A 21,803-nucleotide genomic window follows, 5' to 3' on the forward strand; every position below is an offset into this window, starting at 1 on the left:
CTACCTTCATCGCGTCGTACTTCGTACGTCATATATGAGACGCGATACGTGAGATCCCATACGCGAGAGCCATCCCGCGAAGATCCGAGAGGCGCGCATGACCTCTGTGCCCACGCCGATCCCCTCGCGCACGCAGTTTGTGCTGGAGGAGATCAAACGCCGCATCCTCACCGGGCAGTTGACGCCCGGTCAGGCCCTGGTGGAGACCGAGCTCGCCGCGCAGTTCGGGGTGTCGAAGACCCCGGTCCGCGAGGCGCTCAAGACACTGGCCGGGACCGGTCTTGTCGTGATGAGCCAGTACAAGGGCGTCACGGTGCGCATGGTGGACGCGGACATGGCGCGCGAGGTCTACGACGTGCGGCTGCTCCTCGAACCCGAGGCGCTCAAGCGGGCCGTGCGACGAGGCGCCTCCCTGGACGCCGCCCGGGACGCGCTGACCCGCGCCGACGCGGCCGACGACACCGCCGAACGCTCCCTCGCCAACCGGGAGTTCCACCGCGCGCTCTATCTGCCGTGCGGCAACCCGCTGCTCGGCCGGATGCTCGACGAGGTCCGCGACCAGGCCGCCCTCGTCTCGGCCGTCGCCTGGGCCGCCTCGCCCTCCTGGGACCGGGAGGCCGGCGAGCACCGGGAGATCCTGCGGCTCGCGCTGGAGGGTGACGCGGACGGCGCCGCGCGCGCCCTGCACGCCCACATCGCGTCGTTCGTGCAACGGGCCTTCCCCGACGCGGAGGTAGAGGCCCATGGAGAGGACGGTCCGGCATGACCACGACGTTCGAGACCCAGCGGACGGCCCTGGCCGACGTGGTGGCGATCCCGGTGACCCCGTTCACCGAGGACGGCCACGTGGACCAGGACGCCCACCGGGCCCTGCTGCGTCGACTGCTCGACGGCGGCATCACCACGCTCACCCCCAACGGCAACACCGGCGAGTTCTACGCCCTCAGCCCCGAAGAGCGCCGTCTGGTCACCGAGCTGACCGTCGAGGAGACCCGCGGCCGTGACGCCGTCCTCCTCGTCGGCGTCGGCCACGACGTGCCCACCGCCATCGCCTCCGCCCGGCACGCCCGCGAGCTCGGCGCCCAGATGGTGATGGTCCACCAGCCCGTCCACCCGTACGTCTCCCAGGACGGCTGGGTCGACTACCACCGCGCCATCGCCGAGGCCGTCCCTGAACTCGGCGTCGTCCCGTACATCCGCAACGACCGGCTCGCCGGCGCCCGCCTCGCCGAACTCGCCGACGACTGCCCGAACGTCATCGGCGTGAAGTACGCCGTGCCGGACGCCGCCAGGTTCGCCGCCTTCGCACGGGACGCGGGCCTGGAACGCTTCGTCTGGGTCGCCGGACTCGCCGAGCCCTACGCCCCCTCCTACTTCTCCGCGGGCGCCACCGGCTTCACCTCCGGACTCGTGAACGTCGCTCCGTCCGTCTCGCTGAACATGATCGAAGCGCTTCGATCCGGGGACTACCCGGCCGCCATGAAGGTCTGGGAGCAGATCCGCCGCTTCGAGGAACTGCGCGCCGCGAACGGCTCCGCCAACAACGTCACCGTCGTCAAGGAGGCCCTGGCCTCCCTGGGGCTGTGCCGCCGGGAGGTGCGCCCGCCCAGCCGGGAACTGCCCGAGGACGAGCGCGCCGAGGTCGCCGCCATCGCCGCCGGGTGGTCGATATGACCGACGAAAAGCGCATGAGCCCGGAGGAACTGCGCAGCCACCAGTGGTACGGCACCGAGGGCCAGCTGCGTACCTGGTCGCACAACGCCCGGATGCGCCAGCTCGGTTACGAGGCGGAGGAGTACCGGGGCCGCCCGGTGATCGCCATCCTCAACACCTGGTCCGACATCAACCCCTGCCACGTCCATCTGCGCGAGCGGGCCGAGGCGGTCAAGCGGGGGGTGTGGCAGGCCGGGGGCTTCCCGCTCGAATTCCCGGTCGCCACGCTCTCGGAGACGTACCAGAAGCCGACCCCGATGCTCTATCGCAACCTGCTCGCGATGGAGACGGAGGAACTGCTGCGGTCGTACCCGATCGACGCGGCGGTCCTGCTCGGCGGCTGCGACAAGTCGACGCCGGCGCTGCTCATGGGCGCCGCCTCGGCCGACGTGCCGTCGATCTTCGCTCCCGCGGGGCCGATGCTGCCCGGCCACTGGCGCGGTGAGACCCTCGGCTCCGGCACCGACATGTGGAAGTACTGGGACGAGCACCGCGCGGGCAACCTGACCGACTGCGAACTGCGCGAACTCCAGGGCGGGTTGGCACGTTCGCCCGGGCACTGCATGACCATGGGGACCGCCTCCACGATGACCGCGGCGGCGGAAGCCCTCGGTATGACACTGCCGGGCGCCTCCTCGATCCCGGCCGTCGAATCCGGGCACGAGCGGATGGCCGCCGCCTCCGGGCGCCGCGCCGTGGAACTCGCCTGGACCGGGCTCAGGCCGTCCGAGATCCTCACCCGCGAGGCCTTCGAGGACGCCGTCACCACGGTGCTCGGGTTGGGCGGCTCCACCAACGCGGTCATCCATCTGATCGCGATGGCCGGCCGCGCGGGCGTCAAGCTCACCCTCGACGACTTCGACCGCATCGCCCGCACGGTCCCGGTCCTGGCCAACGTCCGGCCCGGCGGACAGACGTACCTCATGGAGGACTTCTACTTCGCCGGCGGACTGCCCGCCTTCCTCTCCCGGATCACCGACCTGCTGCACCTGGACCGGCCGACCGTCAACGGCACCCTCGGCGAGCAGCTCGAAGGCGCCGTCGTCCACAACGACGACGTCATCCGCACCCGCGACAACCCGGTCGCCCGCGAGGGCGGGGTCGCGGTCCTGCGCGGCAACCTCTGCCCGGACGGCGCCGTCATCAAGCACATCGCCGCCGAGCAGCACCTGCTCAAGCACACCGGGCGGGCGGTCGTCTTCGACGACTACAAGACGATGCAGCGGACCATCAACGACCCGTCGCTCGGCATCACCGCGAACAGCGTGCTCGTCCTGCGCAACGCCGGCCCCAAGGGCGGCCCGGGCATGCCCGAGTACGGCATGCTGCCGATCCCCGACCATCTGCTGAAGCAGGGCGTACGGGACATGGTCCGGATCTCCGACGCCCGGATGAGCGGCACGAGCTACGGCACGTGCGTGCTGCACGTGGCGCCCGAGTCGTACATCGGCGGACCGCTCGCCCTCGTTCGCACCGGGGACACGATCACGCTCGACGTCGAGGGCCGTTCCCTTCAACTCAACGTGGACGACGAGGAGTTGGAGCGCCGCCGGGCCGAGTGGGCAGCGCCGCCGGCCCGTTACGAGCGCGGTTACGGAGCGCTCTACAACGAGCAGATCACGCAGGCCGACACCGGCTGCGACTTCGAATTCCTGGCTCGCCCGGGCAAGGTACGGGACCCCTACGCCCTCTAGGGGCGCGGGGAACTGCGCGACAAACCACGACGCACCCGCAGCCGCCACACAACCACAAGAGGCACCCCGTACCGCGCCCTGCGCATAGAGAAAGCGCTTCCTGAACGACCTCGCACGACGTACCGAGATCGGAGACCCTGTCATGGCCCAAGCCGCAGCCGTGGCGAAACCGCCCACGCCACCCCGGCGACGCCGTGCCTCCGCCACGCCGCGCAGGCTCCCGTATCTGCTGATCGCCCCGGCGGCCCTGCTCATGCTGGGCTTCATCGCCTACCCCGTGATCAGCGTCTTCTACTACAGCCTCCAGGAGTACAACCCCACCAAACCGTGGCGGAACGGCTTCGCGGGCTTCGACAACTTCGTCCACGCCTTCACCGACGACCCGCTGTTCTGGGACACGCTGGTCTTCAGCGCCAAGTGGGTGTTCGTCGAGGTCGGACTCCAGCTGCTGTTCGGGCTGGCGCTCGCGCTGATCGTCAACCAGACGTTCGCGGGCCGGGCGCTGGGCCGCGCCCTGGTCTTCTCGCCCTGGGCCGTCTCCGGCGTGCTGACCTCCGCCATCTGGGTGCTGCTCTACAACTCCCAGACGGGCATCACCCGTTACCTCGCGGACGTCGGCATCGGCTCCTACGGCACCAGCTGGCTGTCGGACACCTCCACGGTGTTCTCGGCGGCGGTGGTCGCCGACCTGTGGCGCGGCGTGCCCTTCTTCGCGATTCTGATCCTCGCCGACCTCCAGTCCGTCTCGAAGGACCTGTACGAGGCCGCCGAGGTCGACGGGGCCAGCCGGATCAAGCAGTTCTGGCACATCACGCTGCCCCATCTGAAGGACGCGATCGTCCTGTCCACGCTGCTGCGCGCGGTGTGGGAGTTCAACAACGTCGACCTGCTCTACACGCTGACCGGCGGCGGCCCGGCGGGAGTCACCACGACCCTGCCGCTCTATATCGCCAACACCAGCGTCGACGCGCACAACTTCGGCTACGCGTCCGCCCTGACCACGGTCGCGTTCGTGATTCTGCTCTTCTGCTCGATCGTCTATCTGCGGCTGAGCAAGTTCGGAGGTGAGGACAAGTGAGCGTGAAGGAAGCCACGAAGGTCGCGCCGGCGCCCGTGAGTGCTGCCGCTTTTGAATCGCCGGGTGCGAAGAAGAAGCGGAACCGCTCCTGGGACGAGGTTCCGCGCTGGCAGATCTACCTCCCGCTGTCGATCTACCTCGTCTTCACCCTCATCCCCTTCTACTGGATCCTGCTGTTCTCCCTGCGTCCGGCCGGCTCGACCTCGCTCGTGCCCTGGCCGATGACGTTCGACCACTTCGAGAAGGTCTGGACGGAGCGGAGCTTCGGGACGTACTTCCAGAACAGCGTCCTCGTCGGCGTCGTCACCCTGCTGATGACGACCCTCGTCGCCCTGGCCGGCGGCTACGCCCTCGCACGCTTCAACTTCAAGGTCAAGCGCGCGTTCATGCTGGCCCTGCTGTGCTCCCAGTTCGTGCCGGGCGCGCTGCTGCTGGTGCCGTTGTTCGAGATCTTCGCCGAGCTCCAGATGATCAACTCGCTGGGCAGCGTCATCATCGCCGAGACGGTGTTCCAGCTACCGCTGTCGATGATCCTGATCAGCAACTTCATCAAGAACGTGCCGTACTCCCTGGAGGAGGCGGCCTGGGTCGACGGCTGCAACCGGATGACGGCGTTCAGGATCGTCGTCCTGCCGCTGCTGCGGCCCGGTCTGATCGCCGTCGGCTCCTTCGCCTTCGTGCACTCCTGGAACCACTTCCTGTTCGCCCTGATGTTCCTCAACAACCAGGAGAAGCAGACCATCCCGGTCGGGCTCAACACGTTGATGGGGGCGGACAGTGTGGACCTGGGCGCGTTGGCCGCCGGCGGCATCATCGCTGCGGTGCCGGTGGTGATCGTGTTCGCGTTCATTCAGAAGTGGCTGATCACCGGGTTCAGCGCGGGGGCGGTGAAGGGATGAGACTCCGTCGGATCAGCCTGGTCGCTGTGTTGTTGCCGGTACTCGCAGCTGGTAGTGGCGCGATGGGTGGTTGGTCGTCTGCTGCGCCGTCGGGGCTGGTCGCGCCCCGCGGCGGAGCCGCAGATCGATACAGCCCCGCGCCCCTTTCCGGCGCTGCCGCTGACGTCTCTCTCAGTGACTTGGGCCGCGAGACCCTTCCCCTCAAGGATGGCTGGGCCGCCGTCGACGGTGGTACCACGGGGGGTTCCACTGCCGACGACGCTCACGTCTTCACCGTACGCAACCGCAATGAGCTCGTTCGAGCTCTCGACGGTGGCAGCGCCACGCCGAAGATCATCCAGGTCGCCGGCACCATCGACGCCGACACCGACGACGACGGCGACCACCTGGACTGCGCCGACTACGCCACCGACGGCTACACCACGAAGAAGTACCTGGCGGCCTACGACCCCCGCACCTGGGGTTCCGCCAAGCCCAGCGGTCCGCAGGAGGAGGCCCGGCAGGCGTCGGCGGCCCGGCAGGCCGGGCGGATCGAGCTGGCCGTCGGCTCCAACACCACCCTCGTCGGCCTCGGTGACAAGGCCGTACTGAAGGGCGCGAGCCTCCAGCTCAAGGGCGCCGACAACGTGATCGTCCGCAATCTCGAACTGCGCGACGCCTACGACTGCTTCCCCCTCTGGCAGCCCAACACCGGCGGCCTCGGCGACTGGAAGACGGCGTACGACAACATATGGCTGCGCGGCGCCACACATGTGTGGATCGACCATGTGACCCTCAGCGACAAGGGGCACCCGGACGCCGAGGAGCCGACCCACTTCGGCCGCAACTACCTCCGCCACGACGGCCTGCTGGACATCACCAACGCCTCCGACCTGGTCACCGTCTCCTGGAGCCGGTTCGCCGACCACGACAAGGCGATCCTGATCGGCAACGGCGACACCGCGACGGGGGACAGGGGCAGGCTGCGGGTCACCCTGCACCACAACGAGTTCGAGTCCGTCGTCCAGCGCGCCCCGCGCGTCCGCTTCGGCCAGGTGCACCTCTACAACAACCGGTACGTCGTCCCGGCCGACGCCCACGACTACCGCTACTCCCTCGGCGTGTCGACCGAGTCCGCCCTCTACGCCGAGAACAACGCCTTCACCACCCCCGGCCACATCGAGGCAGCCGACCTGGTCAAGAGCTGGAACGGCACCGCCCTCCACCAGTCCGGCACCCTCTTCAACGGCTATCCGGTGGACTTACTGGCCATCCACAACGCCTACAACTCCGGCAGCGAGCGTGATCTCACGGCAGACGTCGGCTGGACACCTACCCTGCACACAAAGATCGACAGCGCCGCCACGGCCGACCGTGAGGTGGCACGCGGCGCGGGCGCAGGGAGGATCCCATGAGCACTGCCGTACCCGTCGTCCTCGCAGGAGCCCGTGGCCACGGCCGCTGGCACCTGGACAACATCCGCCGGCTCCAGGACAAGGGGATCGTCCGGCTCGCGGGGATCTGCGAGCTGACCCCGCTGGGCGCGGACGAGCTCCCCGACGGCCTGGGAACGCCCGAGCAGTCCGCCGACTTCGGCGCGCTGCTGGACTCCACCGGCGCGAGCGTCGCGGTGATCTGCACACCGATCCCGACCCACACCGACCTGGCGTTGACGGCCGCCCGCAGGGGCGTGCACATCCTGCTGGAGAAGCCGCCCGCCCCGTCGTACGCCGAGTTCCGCCGCATGGCCGACGGGGTGGCCGAGGCCGGGGTCGTCTGTCAGATCGGCTTCCAGTCGCTGGGCTCGCGCGCCGTGCCCGCGATCCGGGAGCTGATGGCCGAGGGCGCGATCGGCGAGATCGCCGGGATCGGCGGGGCCGGTGCCTGGGCGCGTGCCGAGGCGTACTACCGGCGGGCGCCCTGGGCGGGCAAGCGGCGGCTGAACGGCGTCGACGTCATCGACGGCGTACTGACCAACCCGCTCGCGCACGCCGTCGCCACCGCCCTCGCGCTGGGCGGCACCGTGCACGCCGAGGACGTCACCGCCATCGAGACCGAACTGCTGCGCGCCAACGACATCGAGTCCGACGACACCTCCTGCGTCCGTGTCACCACCGCGCACGGCCCCGAGGTCGTCGTCGCCGCGACCCTGTGCGCCGAGGACCCCGACGAGCCGTACGTCGTCGTCCACGGCGACCGCGGCCGGATCACCTTCTGGTACAAGCAGGACCGCGTCCTCCTCCAGCGCGCCGGCCACGGCCCCGAGGAGTTCGAGTACGACCGCACGGACCTGCTGGAGAACCTCGTCGAGCACCTGACCGACGGCGCTCCCCTGCTGGCCGCTCCCGACGCGACCGGCGCCTTCATGAAGGTCGTCGAGGCGATCCGCCTGGCCCCCGACCCGACCCCGCTGCCGGACGGCACCTGGCACCTGCTCCCCGACGAGCAGCGCCGGGTCGTGCCCGGCATCGACGGCCTGGTCGCGGCCGCCGCCGACACCCTCGCCCTCTACTCCGAGCTGGGCGCCGCCTGGGCGCTGCCGGCGAGAACGAAAGAGGTGAGCACCTGATATGACCCCCCACGACCACGCGGTGCTGCGCGTCGCGGGCCGCCCCGTCGGCCGGTACGTCACCCGGCCCGAACTGCCGCCGAGGCTCTCCCCACGCCCGTATCTGCACCCCGTCACCACCCTGGCCGGCACGGCGGTCACCGAACTCAGCCCCGCCGACCACATACACCACCTCGGCGTCGGTGTCGCCGTTCCCGACGTCGAGGGGTCCAACTTCTGGGGCGGACGCACCTACGTCCGCGGCCAGGGCCCGACCGAACTGGACAACCACGGCGCCCAGCGGCACACCGCCTTCCAGCTGCGCGACCCCGACGGCTTCGTCGAGGAACTGCGCTGGGTGGCCTCCGGCGCCGAGCTGCTGCGCGAGCGCCGTACGGTCGCGGCCACCGAACTCACCGACTTCGCCTGGGCGTTGGACTTCACCTTCTCCCTGACCAACGTCACCTCCGGCCCGCTGTCCATCGGCAGCCCCGCCACCAACGGGCGCCCCGGCGCGGCGTACGGCGGCTTCTTCTGGCGGGCCCGCAAGGAGGACTCGGCGCCGGACGTGTTCACCGTCGACCGCGAGGGCGAGCAGGAGATCCACGGCACCCGCGCCCCCTGGGTGGCGCTCACCGGCTCCACCTGGACGCTGATCTTCGCCGGGGCCACCGAGCAGACCCGCCGGGACCCGTGGTTCGTGCGCGCCGAGGAGTACCCCGGCGTCGGCTCCTCGCTCGCCTCCGAGGAACGGCTGCCGCTCCCGGCCGGCGAGACCGCCGTACGCCGGATCGTCACCGTCGTCGCCGACGGCCGGATCAGCCGGCTCGAAGCCTCCTCCCTGGTCCGCAAGGCGGTGAGCCCGTGACCGGCGAGACGTACACCAACCCCGTCCTGAACGCCGACTGGTCCGACCCGGACGTCCTCCGCGTCGGCGACGACTTCTACCTCACCGCCTCCAGCTTCGGCCGCGCCCCGGGCCTGCCCCTGCTGCACTCCCGCGACCTGGTCAGCTGGACCCTGGTCGGCCACGCCGTCGACCACCCGGAACCGGCCGAGGAGTTCGCGACCCCCCGGCACGACTGCGGCGTGTGGGCCCCCTCCCTCCGCCACCACGACGACCGGTTCTGGATCTTCTGGGGCGACCCCGACCAGGGCATCTTCCAGGTCAACGCCGCCGAGATCCGCGGCCCCTGGACCCGCCCGCACCTGGTCAAGGCCGGCAAGGGCCTCATCGACCCCTGCCCCCTCTGGGACGACGAGACCGGCGAGGCCTACCTCGTGCACGCCTGGGCCAAGTCCCGGTCCGGCGTCAAGAACCGGCTCACCGGCCACCGTATGCACCCCGACGGCACCGAACTCCTCGACGACGGCAAGCTGATCGTCGACGGCGACCGCATCCCCGGCTGGTTCACCCTCGAAGGACCCAAGCTCTACCGGCACGACGGCTGGTTCTGGATCCTGGCGCCCGCCGGGGGAGTGGAGACCGGCTGGCAGGGCGCGTTCCGCTCCCGCGAGTTCTTCGGGCCGTACGAGGAGAGGATTGTCCTCGAACAGAAGGACACCGACGTCAACGGCCCCCACCAGGGCGGCTGGGTGCGCACCCCGTCCGGTGAGGACTGGTTCCTGCACTTCCAGCAGCGGGGCGCCTACGGCCGTGTCGTCCACCTCCAGCCGATGCGCTGGTCCGCCGACGGCTGGCCGGTGCTCGGCGACGACGGCGCCCCCGTCGCCGTACACCGCAGGCCCGACCTCCCGCCGCAGCCGCCCGCCGCGCCCGCCACCGACGACGACTTCCCCGGCGGACGCTTCGGCCGCCAGTGGTCCTGGACCGCCACCCCGCGGGACGGCTGGGCCACCCAGCACTCCGGCGACGGGCTCAGGCTGGCCTGCGTCCGCTCGGCCGACGCCCATGACCTGCGGAAACTGTCGAACATCCTCACCCAGCGACTGCCGGGCACGCCCTGCGCGGTCGAGGTGGAGCTACGGCTGGACAGCGAGGAGCCGGGCGCGCGGGCGGGGCTCGCGGTGCTCGGGGACGCGTTCGGCTGGATCGGGCTGCAGCGGGGCACGGACGGACAGGCGGAGGTGGTGCACCGGTTCGCGGAGGGCGTCGCGGAGCGGGAGCGGGACGCCGCACCCGCGCGGCCCGCGCCGGAGGGGCGCGTGCGGCTGCGGATCGAGATCGGGGCGGGGGCGCGCTGCCGGTTCTTCCACGACGTGGGGGAGGGGCTGATCCCTTCCGGTCCGGTCTTCGCGGCCACCCCCTGGCGCTGGGTCGGCGCCCTGCTCGGCCTGTTCGCCCTCGCGCCCGTCGGCCCGGGACACGCCGGCGCGGCAACCTTCTCGCACTTCAGGATCGACCCCCTGTAACGCACCTGACCCGTAAGCCTGTTGGGACCCGTAAGCCTGTATGGAGCCGCAATGACGCAGCACCTTGATAGCAAGCGCTTGCACAAACCGGGGCAAGGCAAGGTCCTGGCCGCCGTGCTCGGCCTCGTCGCCGCGCTGAGCCTCGGGGCGATAGGCGAGGCGAGGGCCGTGAGCCCGACGACGGCGACCCCCGCCTCCGCCGACCGCTGGAGCGACCGGCCGCACGGTTTCGCCTCCCTCGCCGGAGGCACGACCGGCGGGGCGGGAGGCAAGGTCGTCACCGTCACGGACCAGGCCTCGCTGGCCGAGTACGCGGGGGCAAAGGAGCCGTACATCATCCGGGTGTCGGGGTCGATCGACGTCGAGCCGTTCGGCTCGGACATCGTGGTGGCGTCCGACAAGACCATCGTCGGCGTCGGCGACACCGGCGAGATCGTCCACGGCGAACTGCACCTCAACCCCGGCACCAGCAACGTCATCATCCGCAACCTGACGATCCGCGACTCCTACGTCGAGGGCGACTGGGACGGCAAGTCCACCGACTTCGACGCCATCCAGATGGACACCGTCGACCACGTCTGGATCGACCACAACCGCTTCACGCACATGGGCGACGGACTCCTCGACATCCGCAAGGACAGCCGGTACATCACCGTCTCCTACAACCAGTTCGCCCACCACAACAAGGCGTTCGGGATCGGCTGGACCACCAACGTCCAGACGGAGATCACGATCGACCACAACTGGTTCACGGGCACCAAGCAACGCAACCCGTCCGCCGACAACTGCGCCTACGCCCACCTCTACAACAACTACGTCTCCGCACAGGTGGCCGACGCCGACCCGACCTGGACGTACGGGAACTGGTCGCGCGGCAGGACGCGGATGGTCATCGAGAACGGCTACTACGACGGTGTCCAGCACCCCTACCAGGCCGACGCCACCGCCGAGTTGGTGCAGCGCGGATCGATCCTGAAGAACGTCAGCGGACGGCAGGACGCGTGGGGGACAGCCTTCGAACCGCGTGACTTCTACGACTACCGGCTGGACCCGGCGGCCGAAGTACCCGCGCTGGTGAAGAGGTTCTCCGGACCGCAGCAGCGGATCGGCACCACCCTGCACGTCCCGGCCGACTACCCGACCGTGCAGGCGGCCGTCGATGCCGTGCCCGACCGGAACGCCGTGCCGGTGACGATCGCCGTCGCGCCGGGGACCTACCGCGAGAAGGTGTTCGTCCCGGCGGGCAAGCCGAACCTCGTCCTGCTGGGGACCGGACGGGACCGCTCCGACACCGTCATCGTCTTCGACACGCCCGCCGAGTACGGCGGTTCGACGGGCAGCGCGACCGTCCGTATCGCCGCGCACGACGTCACCGCACGCAACCTCACCTTCAGCAACGACTTCGACGAGGCCGCGGTCGAGCTGAAGGGAGAGCAGGCCCTCGCGATGAAGACGACGGGCGACCGGATCGTCTTCGAGAACACCGCCTTCCTGGGCAACCAGGACACGCTGATGGCCGACAGCCCCAAGCTGGACGTGATCAACCGGGTCTACATCCGGGACTCGTACATCGAGGGCGACGTCGACTTCGTGTACGGGCGGGCGACCACGGTGGTGGAGCGGTCCGTCATCCGGGCGCTGAGCCGGGGGTCGGACACCAACAACGGCTACATCACGGCCGCCTCGACCTGGACCGGCAACCCGTACGGCTTCCTGATCACCCGGTCGAGGATCGTGAGCGACGCTCCCGACGGGACCTACCACCTCGGGCGGCCCTGGCACCCGGGCGGCGAGCCGGCGGCGGTCGCGCAGGTGCTGATCCGGGAGACCGAGCTGCCCGCCGCGATCAAGTCCTCCCCGTGGACCGACATGGGCGGGTTCTCGTGGAAGGACGCGCGGTTCGCGGAGTACCGGAACTTCGGACCGGGGGCGGCCGTCACCGCGGACCGGCCGCAGATGAGCAGGGACGAGGCGCGGGTCCACACCGTCGCCGACTACCTCCGGGGCACGGACGGCTGGGCGCCGTACGCGCGCCACTGAGACCCCCACAACCGCATATCTCCACTCGATCCAGAAGTGCTTGATCCAGACGAAGAGAGCCGAGCAATGAAGAGCAGCATTCGCAGAAGCAGGCGCGCCGCCGTGGCCGTCGCTCTGGGTTCCGTCCTCGCCCTGACCGCCACCGCCTGCGGTGACGACGGCAGCGGCGGCGGGGGCGGCGACAGCGGCGCCGAGGGCAGCGGCAAGGGAGAGATCGTCTTCTGGGACAACAACGGCGGTGTCCGCACCGACAGCTGGAAGGAGATCATCGCCGACTTCGAGAAGGCGAACCCGGACATCAAGGTCGAGTACGTCGGGATCCCGTCCACCGACTACCAGTCCAAGGTGGACACCGCCATCCAGGGCGGCGGCCTGCCGGACGTCGGCGGCGTCGGCGCGGCGATGCTCGCCGGCTTCGCCGCGCAGAACGCGCTGGAGCCGCTGGACGACCGGCTCGCCAAGTCCTCCCTGAACGGCAAGCTCAACGAGGACATGGTCACCTCGTTGAAGGCCGCGGGCGGCGGCGACGACAAGCTGTACTCGATACCGACCTCCGCGAACAACGGCGTGCTGTACTACCGCACCGACCTGTTCAAGAAGGCCGGGCTGGCGGAGCCGACCACGTGGGACAACTTCTACACGGCCGCGGAGAAGCTCACCGACTCCGGCAAGAACGAGTTCGGTTACACCATCCGCGGTGGCGCCGGTTCCATCGCGCAGGCCCTGGACGCGATGTACGGGCAGTCCGGGATCACCTCCTTCTGGGTGGCCGGCGGGGAGAAGACGACCGTCAACGACCCGAAGAACGTGGCCGCGCTGGAGAAGTACGCCGCGCTCTACAAGAAGGTCACTCCGGCCGCCGACCTCAACAACGACTTCACCAAGATGGTCGCCCAGTGGGATTCCGGCACGATCGGGATGCTGAACCACAACCTGGGGTCGTACCAGGACCATGTGAAGGCGCTCGGCACGGACAAGTTCCGGGGTATTCCGCAGCCGGTCGGCTCCGCCGGTAAGCGGGTTCAGGTGTCCAACCCCGTTGACGGGATGGGGCTGTTCAAGAGCTCCAAGAACAAGGAAGCCGCCTGGAAGTTCATCGAGTTCGCCACGTCGAAGGCGGAGAACTCGAAGTTCAACGAGGCGGCGGGGCAGGTGCCGTCCAACAACGACGCGGCCAAGGATGCGTGGATCTCCAAGGCCGAGCCCACGAAGTTGGCTGCCGCCGCGTTGACGGACGGGTCGACGACGATTGTGCAGCTGCCGTACTACCTGCCCGACTGGAACACCATTTCCAAGGCCGACAACGAGCCGAACTTCCAGAAGGTGCTGAACGGGGACCTCAGTGCCAAGGAGTTCCTGGACACGATGGCCGGTCAGCTGAACGAGGCTCAGGCCGAGTGGAAGGAAAGGAACGGCTGAGAGGTCGGTGGCTTTCTCTGTGCGACCGGCCGCGGGTTGTGTGGCTGGTCGCGCAGTTCCCCGCGCCCCTAGGTGGGACAACTCACCCCTGCTGAAAGGCACCGCTGTGTCTCTTACCCGCAGACAGGTCAGTCTGGCGGCCCTCGCCGCCGCCCCCCTCGCCCTCGCGGTCACCGGTACCGCCCAAGCAGCGCAGCGCCATCGCACCCGCACTGTCTTCATCGCCGGCGACTCCACCGCCGCCCAGAAATACGCCGACGCCGCCCCGGAGACCGGGTGGGGCATGGCGTTCCCCTTCTTCTTGCGCAAGAACCTGCTCGTCTCCAATCACGCGGTGAACGGGCGTAGTTCGAAGAGCTTCGTCGACGAAGGCCGACTCGACGCCATTCTCCAGGCCATCCAGCCCGGTGACCTGCTGCTGATCCAGTTCGCGCACAACGACGAGAAGGTCGCCGATCCGACCCGGTACACCGAGCCCTGGACGACGTACCAGGACTATCTGCGGCTGTACGTCGAGGGCGCTCGGGCTCGTGGTGCGCGGCCGGTGCTGGCCACCGCTGTGGAGCGGCGGAAGTTCGACGCCGACGGCAACGCCGTGCCGACCCACGGCGACTATCCGGTGGCGATGCGTGCGCTCGCGCAGGAGGAGCGGGTCACGCTGCTCGACGTCCAGGCCCTGTCCCTCGCGCTGTGGCAGCGGATCGGGGTCGAGGGGACGAAGACGTACTTCAACTGGACGGCGACGGAGCAGGACAACACGCACTTCAATCCGCCGGGCGCCATCGCCGTGGCGCGTCTCGTGGCACGGGAGCTGCTGCGGACGCGTGTGCTCGCCCCGCAGGACGTGCGCCGGCTCGGCGAGGAGATCCCGGAGACCTGGATCACCTGGCCGCAGGCCGCCGCGTAACCATCCCCGAACCGCAGAAAAGAGAACCGCACAATGAACGCACATGTATGGCATGGGCATGTCACAGCAAAGTCCGCTGTGCTGATCGGCTGCACCGCGCTCGTTCTCGGTCTCACCGGCGCCAGCGCCGAGGCGGGCCCCCGCGAGCTCGGCCGGCAGGTGCTCGGCGCGAACGACGGCTGGGGGTCGGAGGGCGCCGGGACGACCGGCGGGTCGGCCGCCGACGCCGAGCACGTGTACACCGTCACCACCTGGGCGGAGTTCAAGGCCGCGCTGAAGGCCGGCGGTGACGCCCCGAAGATCATCAAGGTCAAGGGCATGATCGACGCCGTCTCCGAGGGCTGCGAGGCCTTCGTCACCGACGGCTACGACCTCCAGCAGTACCTCAAGGACTACGACCCGGCCGTCTGGGGCAACGACGAGGTCGCCAGCGGCCCGCAGGAGGACGCCCGGGTCGCCTCCGCCGCCAAGCAGGACACCGAGATCAAGGCCAACGTCCCCAGCAACACCACCATCGTCGGCGTCGGCCAGAACTCCGGCATCCTCGGCGGCAGCCTCCAGATCAAGGGCGTCTCGAACGTCATCATGCGCAACCTCACCATCGAGGCGCCGCTGGACTGCTTCCCCAAGTGGGACCCGACCGACGACAACAAGACCGGAGCCTGGAACTCCGAGTACGACGCCGTGGTCGTCTACGGAACCGACCATGTGTGGCTCGACCACAACACGTTCACCGACGGGCGCTACCCCGACAGCGAGCGGCCGGTCTACTTCGGCAAGGTCTTCCAGCAGCACGACGGGCTGACGGACATCGTGCGCGGCTCCAACTACGTGACCGTGTCCTGGAACCGCTACCAGGACCACGACAAGAACATGCTGATCGGAAACAGTGACGGCCTCGCCACCACCGACAGCGGCAAGCTCAAGGTCACCATGCACCACAACCGCTTCGAGGGCATCCTCCAGCGCTCCCCGCGCGTGCGGTTCGGACAGGTCGACGTCTACAACAACCACTACGTGGTGACCGAGGAACAGAAGGACGACTACTACGTCTTCGGCGTCGGCATCTCCTCGCAGCTGCACGCCAGCGACAACGCCGTCTCGCTGCCGGCCGGCGCGAGCGTCGGCAAGGTCCTGAAGAAGTGGAACGAGTCGCCGCTGACGGCCGAGAACAACTACGTCAACGGCAAGTTGACCGACCTCATCGCCGTCCACAACGCCGAGATCCCGGGGGAGACCCTCCAGTCCGGCGCGGGTTGGAAGCCGACCCTGCGGACCAAGGTCGACAACCCCAAGGCACTGCCGGGGATCCTCAACCGCTGCGCGGGCGCCGGCCGCCTGCACTGACCCACCGCCGCCGGGCCGGGGCGCGCAGCCCCGGCCCACTGCGAAGGAGCACCCGCATGCCCTCGCCCCACCGCCGACTCCCCGTGTCCCTGTCCAGAAGGGGGTTCCTGCTCGCGAGCGCCGGAGCCGGAGCCGCCGTCGCGGTCGCGTCGGTCCCCGCCCGAGCCGCCGCCCGACCCCGCCCCCTCGGCCGCTACGGCTCCCCGGCCGCCCGCCTGACCCCGCAGACCCTGTACGTCGACGCGTCCGGCCAGGGCGACTTCACCTCCGTCCAGGCCGCCGTCACCGCCGCCGGCGGCAGCGGCTGGACGCTGGTCATCGCGCCGGGGACGTACCGGGAGACCGTCGCCGTCGACGTGACCCGTACGGAGATGACCTGGCTCGGCGCCGGTGACGACCCGCGTGACGTCGTCATCGTCTACGACAACGCCGCCGGGACGCCGAAGCCCGGCGGCGGCACCTACGGCACCACCGGCTCCGCCACCACCCTCGTCCAGGCCGCCGGCTTCACGGCCCACCGCATCACCTTCGCCAACGACTGGCTGCGCGCCGACCACCCCGGCGTCTCCGGCACCCAGGCCGTCGCCATCAAGGTGCAGGGCGACCGCGCCGCCTTCCACCACTGCCACTTCCTCGGCCACCAGGACACCCTGTACGCCGACTCGATGGCCCTGACCGCCTTCGCCCGCCAGTACTACTCCCACTGCTATGCCGAGGGCGACGTCGACTTCGTCTTCGGCCGGGCCACCGCCGTCTACGAGCACTGCCACTTCCGGACCCTGACCCGCACCGACCTGGCCTCGGCGCCGTACGGCTTCGTCTTCGCGCCCTCGACGGCGGGCGCCAACCCGCTCGGCTACCTGGTCACCGGGAGCCGTGTCAGCAGCGAGTCCCCCGACGCCTACTACAAGCTGGCCCGGCCCTGGGTGCCGAGCTCCGACACCACCGCCCGGCCCTCGCTCGTGGTGCGGGACACCTGGCTGGGCCCCGGCATCGACGCGGTCGCGCCCTACGCCAACATGTCGGACGCCTTCCCCTGGCAGAACCAGCGCTTCGCCGAGTACCGCAACACCGGCCCGGGCGCCCGGATCACCGTCCCGGAGAACCGGCCCCAACTCGCCCGCGAGCAGGCCGAGTCGGTGACCCGAGAGGCCTACCTCGGCGACTGGCGGCCATGGCGGGAGGGGTGCTGACATGCTGGGCAGACGCACCCTCCTCGCCGGCGTCACGGCCGGACTCGCCGTCGCCGTCGCCGGCGGCCGGCCCGCCTTCGCCGAGACGCCGCGCGCAGGCCGCCGGGTCCTGCACGTCCGCCCCGGCGACTCCGTCCAGGCGGCCGTGGACGCGGTGGACGGGCCCGGCCGGACGATCGTCGTGCACCCGGGGACCTATCGCGAGGTCGTCCAAGTCCCCGTCAGCGCCGTCGATTTGACGCTGCGCGGCGCCTCCCGCGACCCGCGTGACGCCGTCATCGTCTTCGACAACGCCAACGGCACCCCCAAGCCCGACGGCTCGGGCACCTACGGCACCGCGGGCTCCGCCACCTTCAGCTCGGCGGCGCCCGGACTCACCGTCCGCGACCTCACCCTGGCCAACGACTGGCTGCGCGCCGACCACCCGGACATCACGGGGACCCAGGCCGTCGCCGCGTACCTCACCGGCGACCGCACCCACTTCGAGAACGTCCGCCTCCTCGCCCACCAGGACACCCTCTTCGTCGACACGTCCGCGCTCGACGCCTTCGACCGGCAGTACTTCCACCGCTGCCACATCGAGGGCGACGTCGACTTCGTCTTCGGCCGGGCCACGGCAGTCTTCGAGGAGTGCCACTTCCACACCCTCCAGCGGGACGTCGACTTCACCCCCAAGGGCATGGTCTTCGCCCCGTCCACCGCCCGCGCCAACCCGTACGGCATCCTCGCCCTCCGCTCCCGCATCACCTCCGGCGCCGAGGACGGGGCGTACAAGCTGGCCCGGCCGTGGGTGCCGACGTACGAGACGAGCGCGTGGCCGTCGCTGGTCGTGCGGGACACCCGGATCGGGCCGGGGATCGACCCCGTCGCGCCTTACACCAACATGCGGGAGGCGTACCCCTGGCAGACCATGCGCTTCCGGGAGCACCGCAACACGGGCCAGGGAGCGGTGATCACGGTTCCGGAGAACCGGCCTCAACTGGCCTCTGCCGAGGCCGAGGCGCATACCAAGGAGACCTACCTGCGCGGCTGGCGGCCCCATGCGTAGAGCCGCCGCCCTCCTCGCGTGCGCCTGCCTCGTTGGGGCCGCCGCGCCGGCCTCCGCCGCCGAGCGCGGCCCCGCCGGCTGGGGCGCCGGCACCACCGGTGGCGCGGGCGGCACGACCTGGACCGTGCACACCCGCGCCGAGCTCAAGGAGGCCCTGGCGGGCGGCGGCGACCCGACCGCGCCCAAGGTGATCCACGTCGTCGGCGCCATCAACGGACACGAGAGCGACGACGGTTCGCTGCTCGGGGAGCAGGACTACGCGCCCGGGTACGACCTGGCGAAGTACATGTCCTGCTTCGGCGAGGACGGTGCCGAGTGGTCGGACACCCGCCACGACTACTGCAAACAGCAGCGCCGGCTCCGGCAGACCGGGTCGAACAAGGAGAAGGCGCAGATCCAGCTGACCGTGCCGAGCAACACCACGCTGGTGGGTACGGGTGACGACGCCCGGCTCCTCGGGGTCTTCCTGACCGTCAACACCGGCACGAACATCGTGGTCAGGAACCTTCGACTCGAAGCACCCGTCGACCACTTCACCAGCTGGTCACCGGACGACGGCACCCAGGGCAACTGGAACGCCCGCTTCGACGCGCTGACGGTCATCACCGGCAAGAACCTCTGGATCGACCACTGCACCTTCACCGACGGCCGCTTCCCCGACCGCACCGCCCCCCTCGGCTTCCACGGCGAACGCGTCCAGCGTCACGACGGGCTGCTGGACATCGAGGACGGCTCCGACTTCGTCACCGTCTCCGACAGCCGTTTCGAGGACCACGACAAGGCGATCCTCGTCGGCTCCGGCGACGGACGCGGTGACCGGGACCGGGGGCATCTGAAGGTGACGTTCCTCCGCAACCTGTTCGAAGACATCGTGCAGCGCGGGCCCCGCGTCCGCTTCGGGCAGGTGCACGTCGTCAACAACCTGTACGTGTCCCGGGGCCGGGCCCCTCTCTACGCCCTCGGCGTCGGCGTCGAGTCGGCGCTCTACTCCGAGCGCAACGTCTTCCGGCACGACGCGATCCTCGCCGCCTACGGAGGCGAACGCTTCCACGACACCGGCTCCTGGCTCGACCGCCGTCCGGCCCGTCTGGAAGCGGCGGCCGCCGGTCTCGGCCTGACCGACGACGTGGGCTGGGACCCGGCCGACGTGTACGACTACCGGCCGCTCACCTCCGCCGCGGCGGTCGAGCGCCACGTCCTGACGCACGCCGGCACCGGGAGGCAGTATGGGCGGCCATGACGCCCTCGGGCGCAGGGCTTTCATGGTGGGCGCCGGAGCGGCCGTCCTGGCCGGGGGAGCGGTGAGCCCCGCGGAGGCCGGGGTGGTGGACGGCCCGCTGCCCGACTTCCACCCGGCGCTCAAGGCGCGGCTGAACTTCCCGCTCGCCTGGGGGACTTCACCGGTCCGCGACTTCGGGTCCTGGCGGCGCGCGGCCCGCGCCAAGGTCGAGGCGCATCTCCTCGTCGACCGCGAGGACGGGACGCCGTACGCCCCCCAGTTCACCGACGCGGACCAAGGTGACGGCTACACAGGGGAGTTGGTCACCCTCTCCCTCACCCGCCACGAACGCGTCCGCGCCGCCCTCCTCACCCCGGACGGACCCGGACCGTTCCCCGCCGTGCTGCTGCTGCACGACCACGGGGCGAAGTTCGACATCGGCAAGGAGAAGCTGGTCCGGCCCTGGTACGACGACACCCGGCTCGTCTCCGCGCAGGCCTGGGCCGACAAGTACTTCAGCGGGCGGTTCGTCGGCGACGAGCTCGCCCGGCGCGGCTACGTCGTGCTGTGCGCGGACGCGCTCGGCTGGGGCGACCGGGGGCCGCTCACCTACGACCAACAGCAGGCCCTCGCCTCCAACTTCTTCAACCTCGGCTCCTCGCTCGCCGGACTCATGGCCCGCGAGGACGCCCGGGCCGCCGGGTTCCTGGCGGGCCTCGACCGCGTGGACGCACACCGCGTCGCGGCCCTCGGGTTCTCCATGGGCGCCTACCGCGCCTGGCAGACCGCCGCGCTGACGGACGTCGTCGCGGCCACCGCCGCCGTCTGCTGGATGACCGGCCTGAAGGAAATGATGGTGCCCGGCAACAACACCCTGCGCGGGCAGTCGTCGTACTACATGCTCCACCCGGGGCTTCCCCGGTTCCTCGACTTCCCCGACGTGGCGAGCATCGCCGCACCCAGGCCGATGCTGTTCTTCGACGGCGGGCTGGACCCGCTGTTCCCCGCCGACGGCGTCCGCGCGGCCCACGACAAGCTGCGCGCCGTCTGGCGTTCCCGCCACGCCGAGGAGCGGTTGCACCTGAAGACCTGGCCCGACCTCGGCCACGTCTTCGTCGACCGCATGCAGGAAGAGGCCTTCACCTGGCTCGACGCCGTCCTGTGAACCCTCGCCTGTGCACCGTCCCCCCGCCCGCACGAGGAAGGACCCGCACTCCATGTCTCGTACCGCTCTCGCCACCCTGGCGGCCCTCACCCTGGGCGCCGGCCTGGCCGTCCTCCCCACCCAGGCGCAGGCCGCGACCGTCGTCGTCAGCAACTCGACCGACCTGGCCAACGCCATCAAGAACGCCACCGCCGGCACCGTGATCCAGGTCCGCGGCGGCACCTACTACCCGACGGCCACCCTCCAGTCCACGGCCAACGGCACCTCGTCCTCGCCCGTCCAGCTCACCGCGTACGGCTCGGAGACCGTCAAGATCGACGGCTCGAACCTCCCCGACGGCGACTGGATCTTCAAGCTGACCGCGGACTACTGGAACGTCTCCAACATCACCTTCCAGAACTCCCCGGACAGCGCGGTCGTCTGCCAGTCCTGCACCGGCACCAACTGGAACAACATCAAGACCATCAACGGCGGCGACTCCGGCTTCACGCTCACCGGCGACGGGACCGTCAACAACACGGTCAGGAACATCGACTCCTACGGGCACTACGACGCCGCCAACCACGGCGAGAACGCCGACGGCATCGCCGTGAAGTTCGGCTCCGGCACCGGCAACCTGATCACAGGCGCCCGCCTGTACAACAATTCGGACGACGGTCTGGACTTCTGGTCCTTCTCCTCGCCCGTCACCGTCGAGCACACCTGGGCCATGGGCAACGGCAAGAACCGCTGGTCCGACTCGGCCTTCGCGGGCGACGGCAACGGCTACAAGCTGGGCGGCGACGGCGAGACCGTCGCCCACGTCATCAACAACTCGGCCGCCTGGGACAACGCCGGCAACGGCTTCACCGAGAACAGCAACAAGGGCGCGATCGTCATCAACCGCACCACGGCCTACGCCAACGCCAAGTGGGGCTACTACTTCGCCACCGGCGCCGCCCGCCTCGGCAAGAACCTCGCCGTCAGCAACGGCGGCGGCTCGGTCAACAAGGGCTCGTCGGTCACCTCGGACGGCAACAACTGGGACTCCGGCATCTCGACGCCGTCGTTCGTCTCCACGGACGCCTCGTCGACGTACAACGCCCGCAGCACCAGCGGCACCCTGCCCACGACGAACTTCCTCAAGACGGGCTCGACGACCATCGGCGCCACGATGGACTGAGCATGGACCGCCTCCCGGG

Annotated in this window: 18 protein-coding genes; all 18 read left to right on the plus strand. The window is 70.0% G+C overall.

All coding sequences use genetic code 11. The features are described from left to right. The first annotated feature begins 97 nt into the window (after positions 1-97). The 18 genes from AQJ67_RS15220 to AQJ67_RS15305 all read left to right on the plus strand — a co-directional run bounded on the left by AQJ67_RS15220 (position 98) and on the right by AQJ67_RS15305 (position 21,784). Positions 98-766: a GntR family transcriptional regulator gene (locus AQJ67_RS15220; RefSeq protein WP_062719241.1), complete on the plus strand. Its 669-nt coding sequence runs from the start codon at positions 98-100 to the stop codon at positions 764-766. Next, positions 763-1,674, plus strand: a complete 912-nt coding sequence (locus tag AQJ67_RS15225; protein ID WP_062719242.1) for a dihydrodipicolinate synthase family protein — start codon at positions 763-765, stop codon at positions 1,672-1,674. The genes AQJ67_RS15220 and AQJ67_RS15225 overlap by 4 nt, the downstream gene beginning before the upstream one ends. Further along, complete coding sequence (araD, locus tag AQJ67_RS15230; RefSeq protein ID WP_062719243.1) at positions 1,671-3,407, plus strand: L-arabinonate dehydratase; 1,737 nt, start codon at positions 1,671-1,673, stop codon at positions 3,405-3,407. The genes AQJ67_RS15225 and araD overlap by 4 nt, the downstream gene beginning before the upstream one ends. Positions 3,408-3,549: 142 nt before the next feature. After that, entirely contained in the window at positions 3,550-4,485 is a 936-nt protein-coding gene (locus AQJ67_RS15235; protein ID WP_062719244.1) for a carbohydrate ABC transporter permease, read from the plus strand. Next, positions 4,482-5,384 carry a carbohydrate ABC transporter permease gene (locus tag AQJ67_RS15240; protein WP_062719245.1) on the plus strand — a complete coding sequence of 301 codons (903 nt, stop codon included), beginning with the start codon at positions 4,482-4,484 and terminating at the stop codon, positions 5,382-5,384. The genes AQJ67_RS15235 and AQJ67_RS15240 overlap by 4 nt, the downstream gene beginning before the upstream one ends. A 62-nt stretch (positions 5,385-5,446) precedes the next feature. After that, on the plus strand, positions 5,447-6,778 hold the full coding sequence (locus AQJ67_RS15245) for a pectate lyase family protein (RefSeq protein ID WP_079055968.1): 1,332 nt from the start codon (positions 5,447-5,449) through the stop codon (positions 6,776-6,778). Then, a complete protein-coding gene (locus AQJ67_RS15250; protein WP_062719247.1) occupies positions 6,775-7,932 on the plus strand; it encodes a Gfo/Idh/MocA family protein in 1,158 nt (385 codons plus the stop codon). The genes AQJ67_RS15245 and AQJ67_RS15250 overlap by 4 nt, the downstream gene beginning before the upstream one ends. A 1-nt stretch (position 7,933) precedes the next feature. Then, positions 7,934-8,779: a DUF6807 domain-containing protein gene (locus AQJ67_RS15255; RefSeq protein WP_062719248.1), complete on the plus strand. Its 846-nt coding sequence runs from the start codon at positions 7,934-7,936 to the stop codon at positions 8,777-8,779. Beyond that, positions 8,776-10,284: a glycoside hydrolase family 43 protein gene (locus tag AQJ67_RS15260; protein WP_062719249.1), complete on the plus strand. Its 1,509-nt coding sequence runs from the start codon at positions 8,776-8,778 to the stop codon at positions 10,282-10,284. The genes AQJ67_RS15255 and AQJ67_RS15260 overlap by 4 nt, the downstream gene beginning before the upstream one ends. 51 nt (positions 10,285-10,335) lie before the next feature. Continuing rightward, positions 10,336-12,324: a pectinesterase family protein gene (locus tag AQJ67_RS15265; protein ID WP_062719250.1), complete on the plus strand. Its 1,989-nt coding sequence runs from the start codon at positions 10,336-10,338 to the stop codon at positions 12,322-12,324. Positions 12,325-12,390: 66 nt separating this feature from the next. Then, complete coding sequence (locus tag AQJ67_RS15270; protein ID WP_062719251.1) at positions 12,391-13,743, plus strand: ABC transporter substrate-binding protein; 1,353 nt, start codon at positions 12,391-12,393, stop codon at positions 13,741-13,743. Positions 13,744-13,849: 106 nt separating this feature from the next. Then, the gene (locus AQJ67_RS15275; RefSeq protein ID WP_062719252.1) at positions 13,850-14,650 is read left to right on the plus strand and encodes a rhamnogalacturonan acetylesterase; all 801 of its coding nucleotides are present in this window, start codon (positions 13,850-13,852) and stop codon (positions 14,648-14,650) included. Between the two features lie 33 nt (positions 14,651-14,683). Next, complete coding sequence (locus AQJ67_RS15280; protein ID WP_062719253.1) at positions 14,684-15,997, plus strand: pectate lyase family protein; 1,314 nt, start codon at positions 14,684-14,686, stop codon at positions 15,995-15,997. Positions 15,998-16,053: 56 nt separating this feature from the next. Beyond that, on the plus strand, positions 16,054-17,190 hold the full coding sequence (locus tag AQJ67_RS15285; RefSeq protein ID WP_062719254.1) for a pectinesterase family protein: 1,137 nt from the start codon (positions 16,054-16,056) through the stop codon (positions 17,188-17,190). Between the two features lie 4 nt (positions 17,191-17,194). Further along, on the plus strand, positions 17,195-18,238 hold the full coding sequence (locus tag AQJ67_RS15290; RefSeq protein ID WP_062719379.1) for a pectinesterase family protein: 1,044 nt from the start codon (positions 17,195-17,197) through the stop codon (positions 18,236-18,238). Next, on the plus strand, positions 18,231-19,478 hold the full coding sequence (locus tag AQJ67_RS15295; protein ID WP_062719255.1) for a pectate lyase family protein: 1,248 nt from the start codon (positions 18,231-18,233) through the stop codon (positions 19,476-19,478). The genes AQJ67_RS15290 and AQJ67_RS15295 overlap by 8 nt, the downstream gene beginning before the upstream one ends. Further along, positions 19,465-20,622: a dienelactone hydrolase family protein gene (locus AQJ67_RS15300; protein ID WP_062719256.1), complete on the plus strand. Its 1,158-nt coding sequence runs from the start codon at positions 19,465-19,467 to the stop codon at positions 20,620-20,622. Before AQJ67_RS15295 ends, AQJ67_RS15300 begins: the two co-directional genes overlap by 14 nt. A 52-nt stretch (positions 20,623-20,674) precedes the next feature. Beyond that, positions 20,675-21,784 (plus strand): right-handed parallel beta-helix repeat-containing protein, encoded by a 1,110-nt coding sequence (locus AQJ67_RS15305; RefSeq protein ID WP_062719257.1) that lies wholly within the window; start codon positions 20,675-20,677, stop codon positions 21,782-21,784. Positions 21,785-21,803: the final 19 nt, after the last annotated feature.

It is taken from the genome of Streptomyces caeruleatus, from assembly GCF_001514235.1.
GTDB lineage: Bacteria > Actinomycetota > Actinomycetes > Streptomycetales > Streptomycetaceae > Streptomyces > Streptomyces caeruleatus.

Bases quoted from the DNA above. Each gene is read 5' to 3' on its own strand.
- AQJ67_RS15220 (WP_062719241.1), top strand. From the start codon at position 98: ATGACCTCTGTGCCCACGCCGATCCCCTCGCGCACGCAGTTTGTGCTG.
- AQJ67_RS15225 (WP_062719242.1), top strand. From the start codon at position 763: ATGACCACGACGTTCGAGACCCAGCGGACGGCCCTGGCCGACGTGGTG.
- araD (WP_062719243.1), top strand. From the start codon at position 1,671: ATGACCGACGAAAAGCGCATGAGCCCGGAGGAACTGCGCAGCCACCAG.
- AQJ67_RS15235 (WP_062719244.1), top strand. From the start codon at position 3,550: ATGGCCCAAGCCGCAGCCGTGGCGAAACCGCCCACGCCACCCCGGCGA.
- AQJ67_RS15245 (WP_079055968.1), top strand. From the start codon at position 5,447: ATGGGTGGTTGGTCGTCTGCTGCGCCGTCGGGGCTGGTCGCGCCCCGC.
- AQJ67_RS15250 (WP_062719247.1), top strand. From the start codon at position 6,775: ATGAGCACTGCCGTACCCGTCGTCCTCGCAGGAGCCCGTGGCCACGGC.
- AQJ67_RS15255 (WP_062719248.1), top strand. From the start codon at position 7,934: ATGACCCCCCACGACCACGCGGTGCTGCGCGTCGCGGGCCGCCCCGTC.
- AQJ67_RS15265 (WP_062719250.1), top strand. From the start codon at position 10,336: ATGACGCAGCACCTTGATAGCAAGCGCTTGCACAAACCGGGGCAAGGC.
- AQJ67_RS15270 (WP_062719251.1), top strand. From the start codon at position 12,391: ATGAAGAGCAGCATTCGCAGAAGCAGGCGCGCCGCCGTGGCCGTCGCT.
- AQJ67_RS15280 (WP_062719253.1), top strand. From the start codon at position 14,684: ATGAACGCACATGTATGGCATGGGCATGTCACAGCAAAGTCCGCTGTG.
- AQJ67_RS15285 (WP_062719254.1), top strand. From the start codon at position 16,054: ATGCCCTCGCCCCACCGCCGACTCCCCGTGTCCCTGTCCAGAAGGGGG.
- AQJ67_RS15295 (WP_062719255.1), top strand. From the start codon at position 18,231: ATGCGTAGAGCCGCCGCCCTCCTCGCGTGCGCCTGCCTCGTTGGGGCC.
- AQJ67_RS15300 (WP_062719256.1), top strand. From the start codon at position 19,465: ATGGGCGGCCATGACGCCCTCGGGCGCAGGGCTTTCATGGTGGGCGCC.
- AQJ67_RS15305 (WP_062719257.1), top strand. From the start codon at position 20,675: ATGTCTCGTACCGCTCTCGCCACCCTGGCGGCCCTCACCCTGGGCGCC.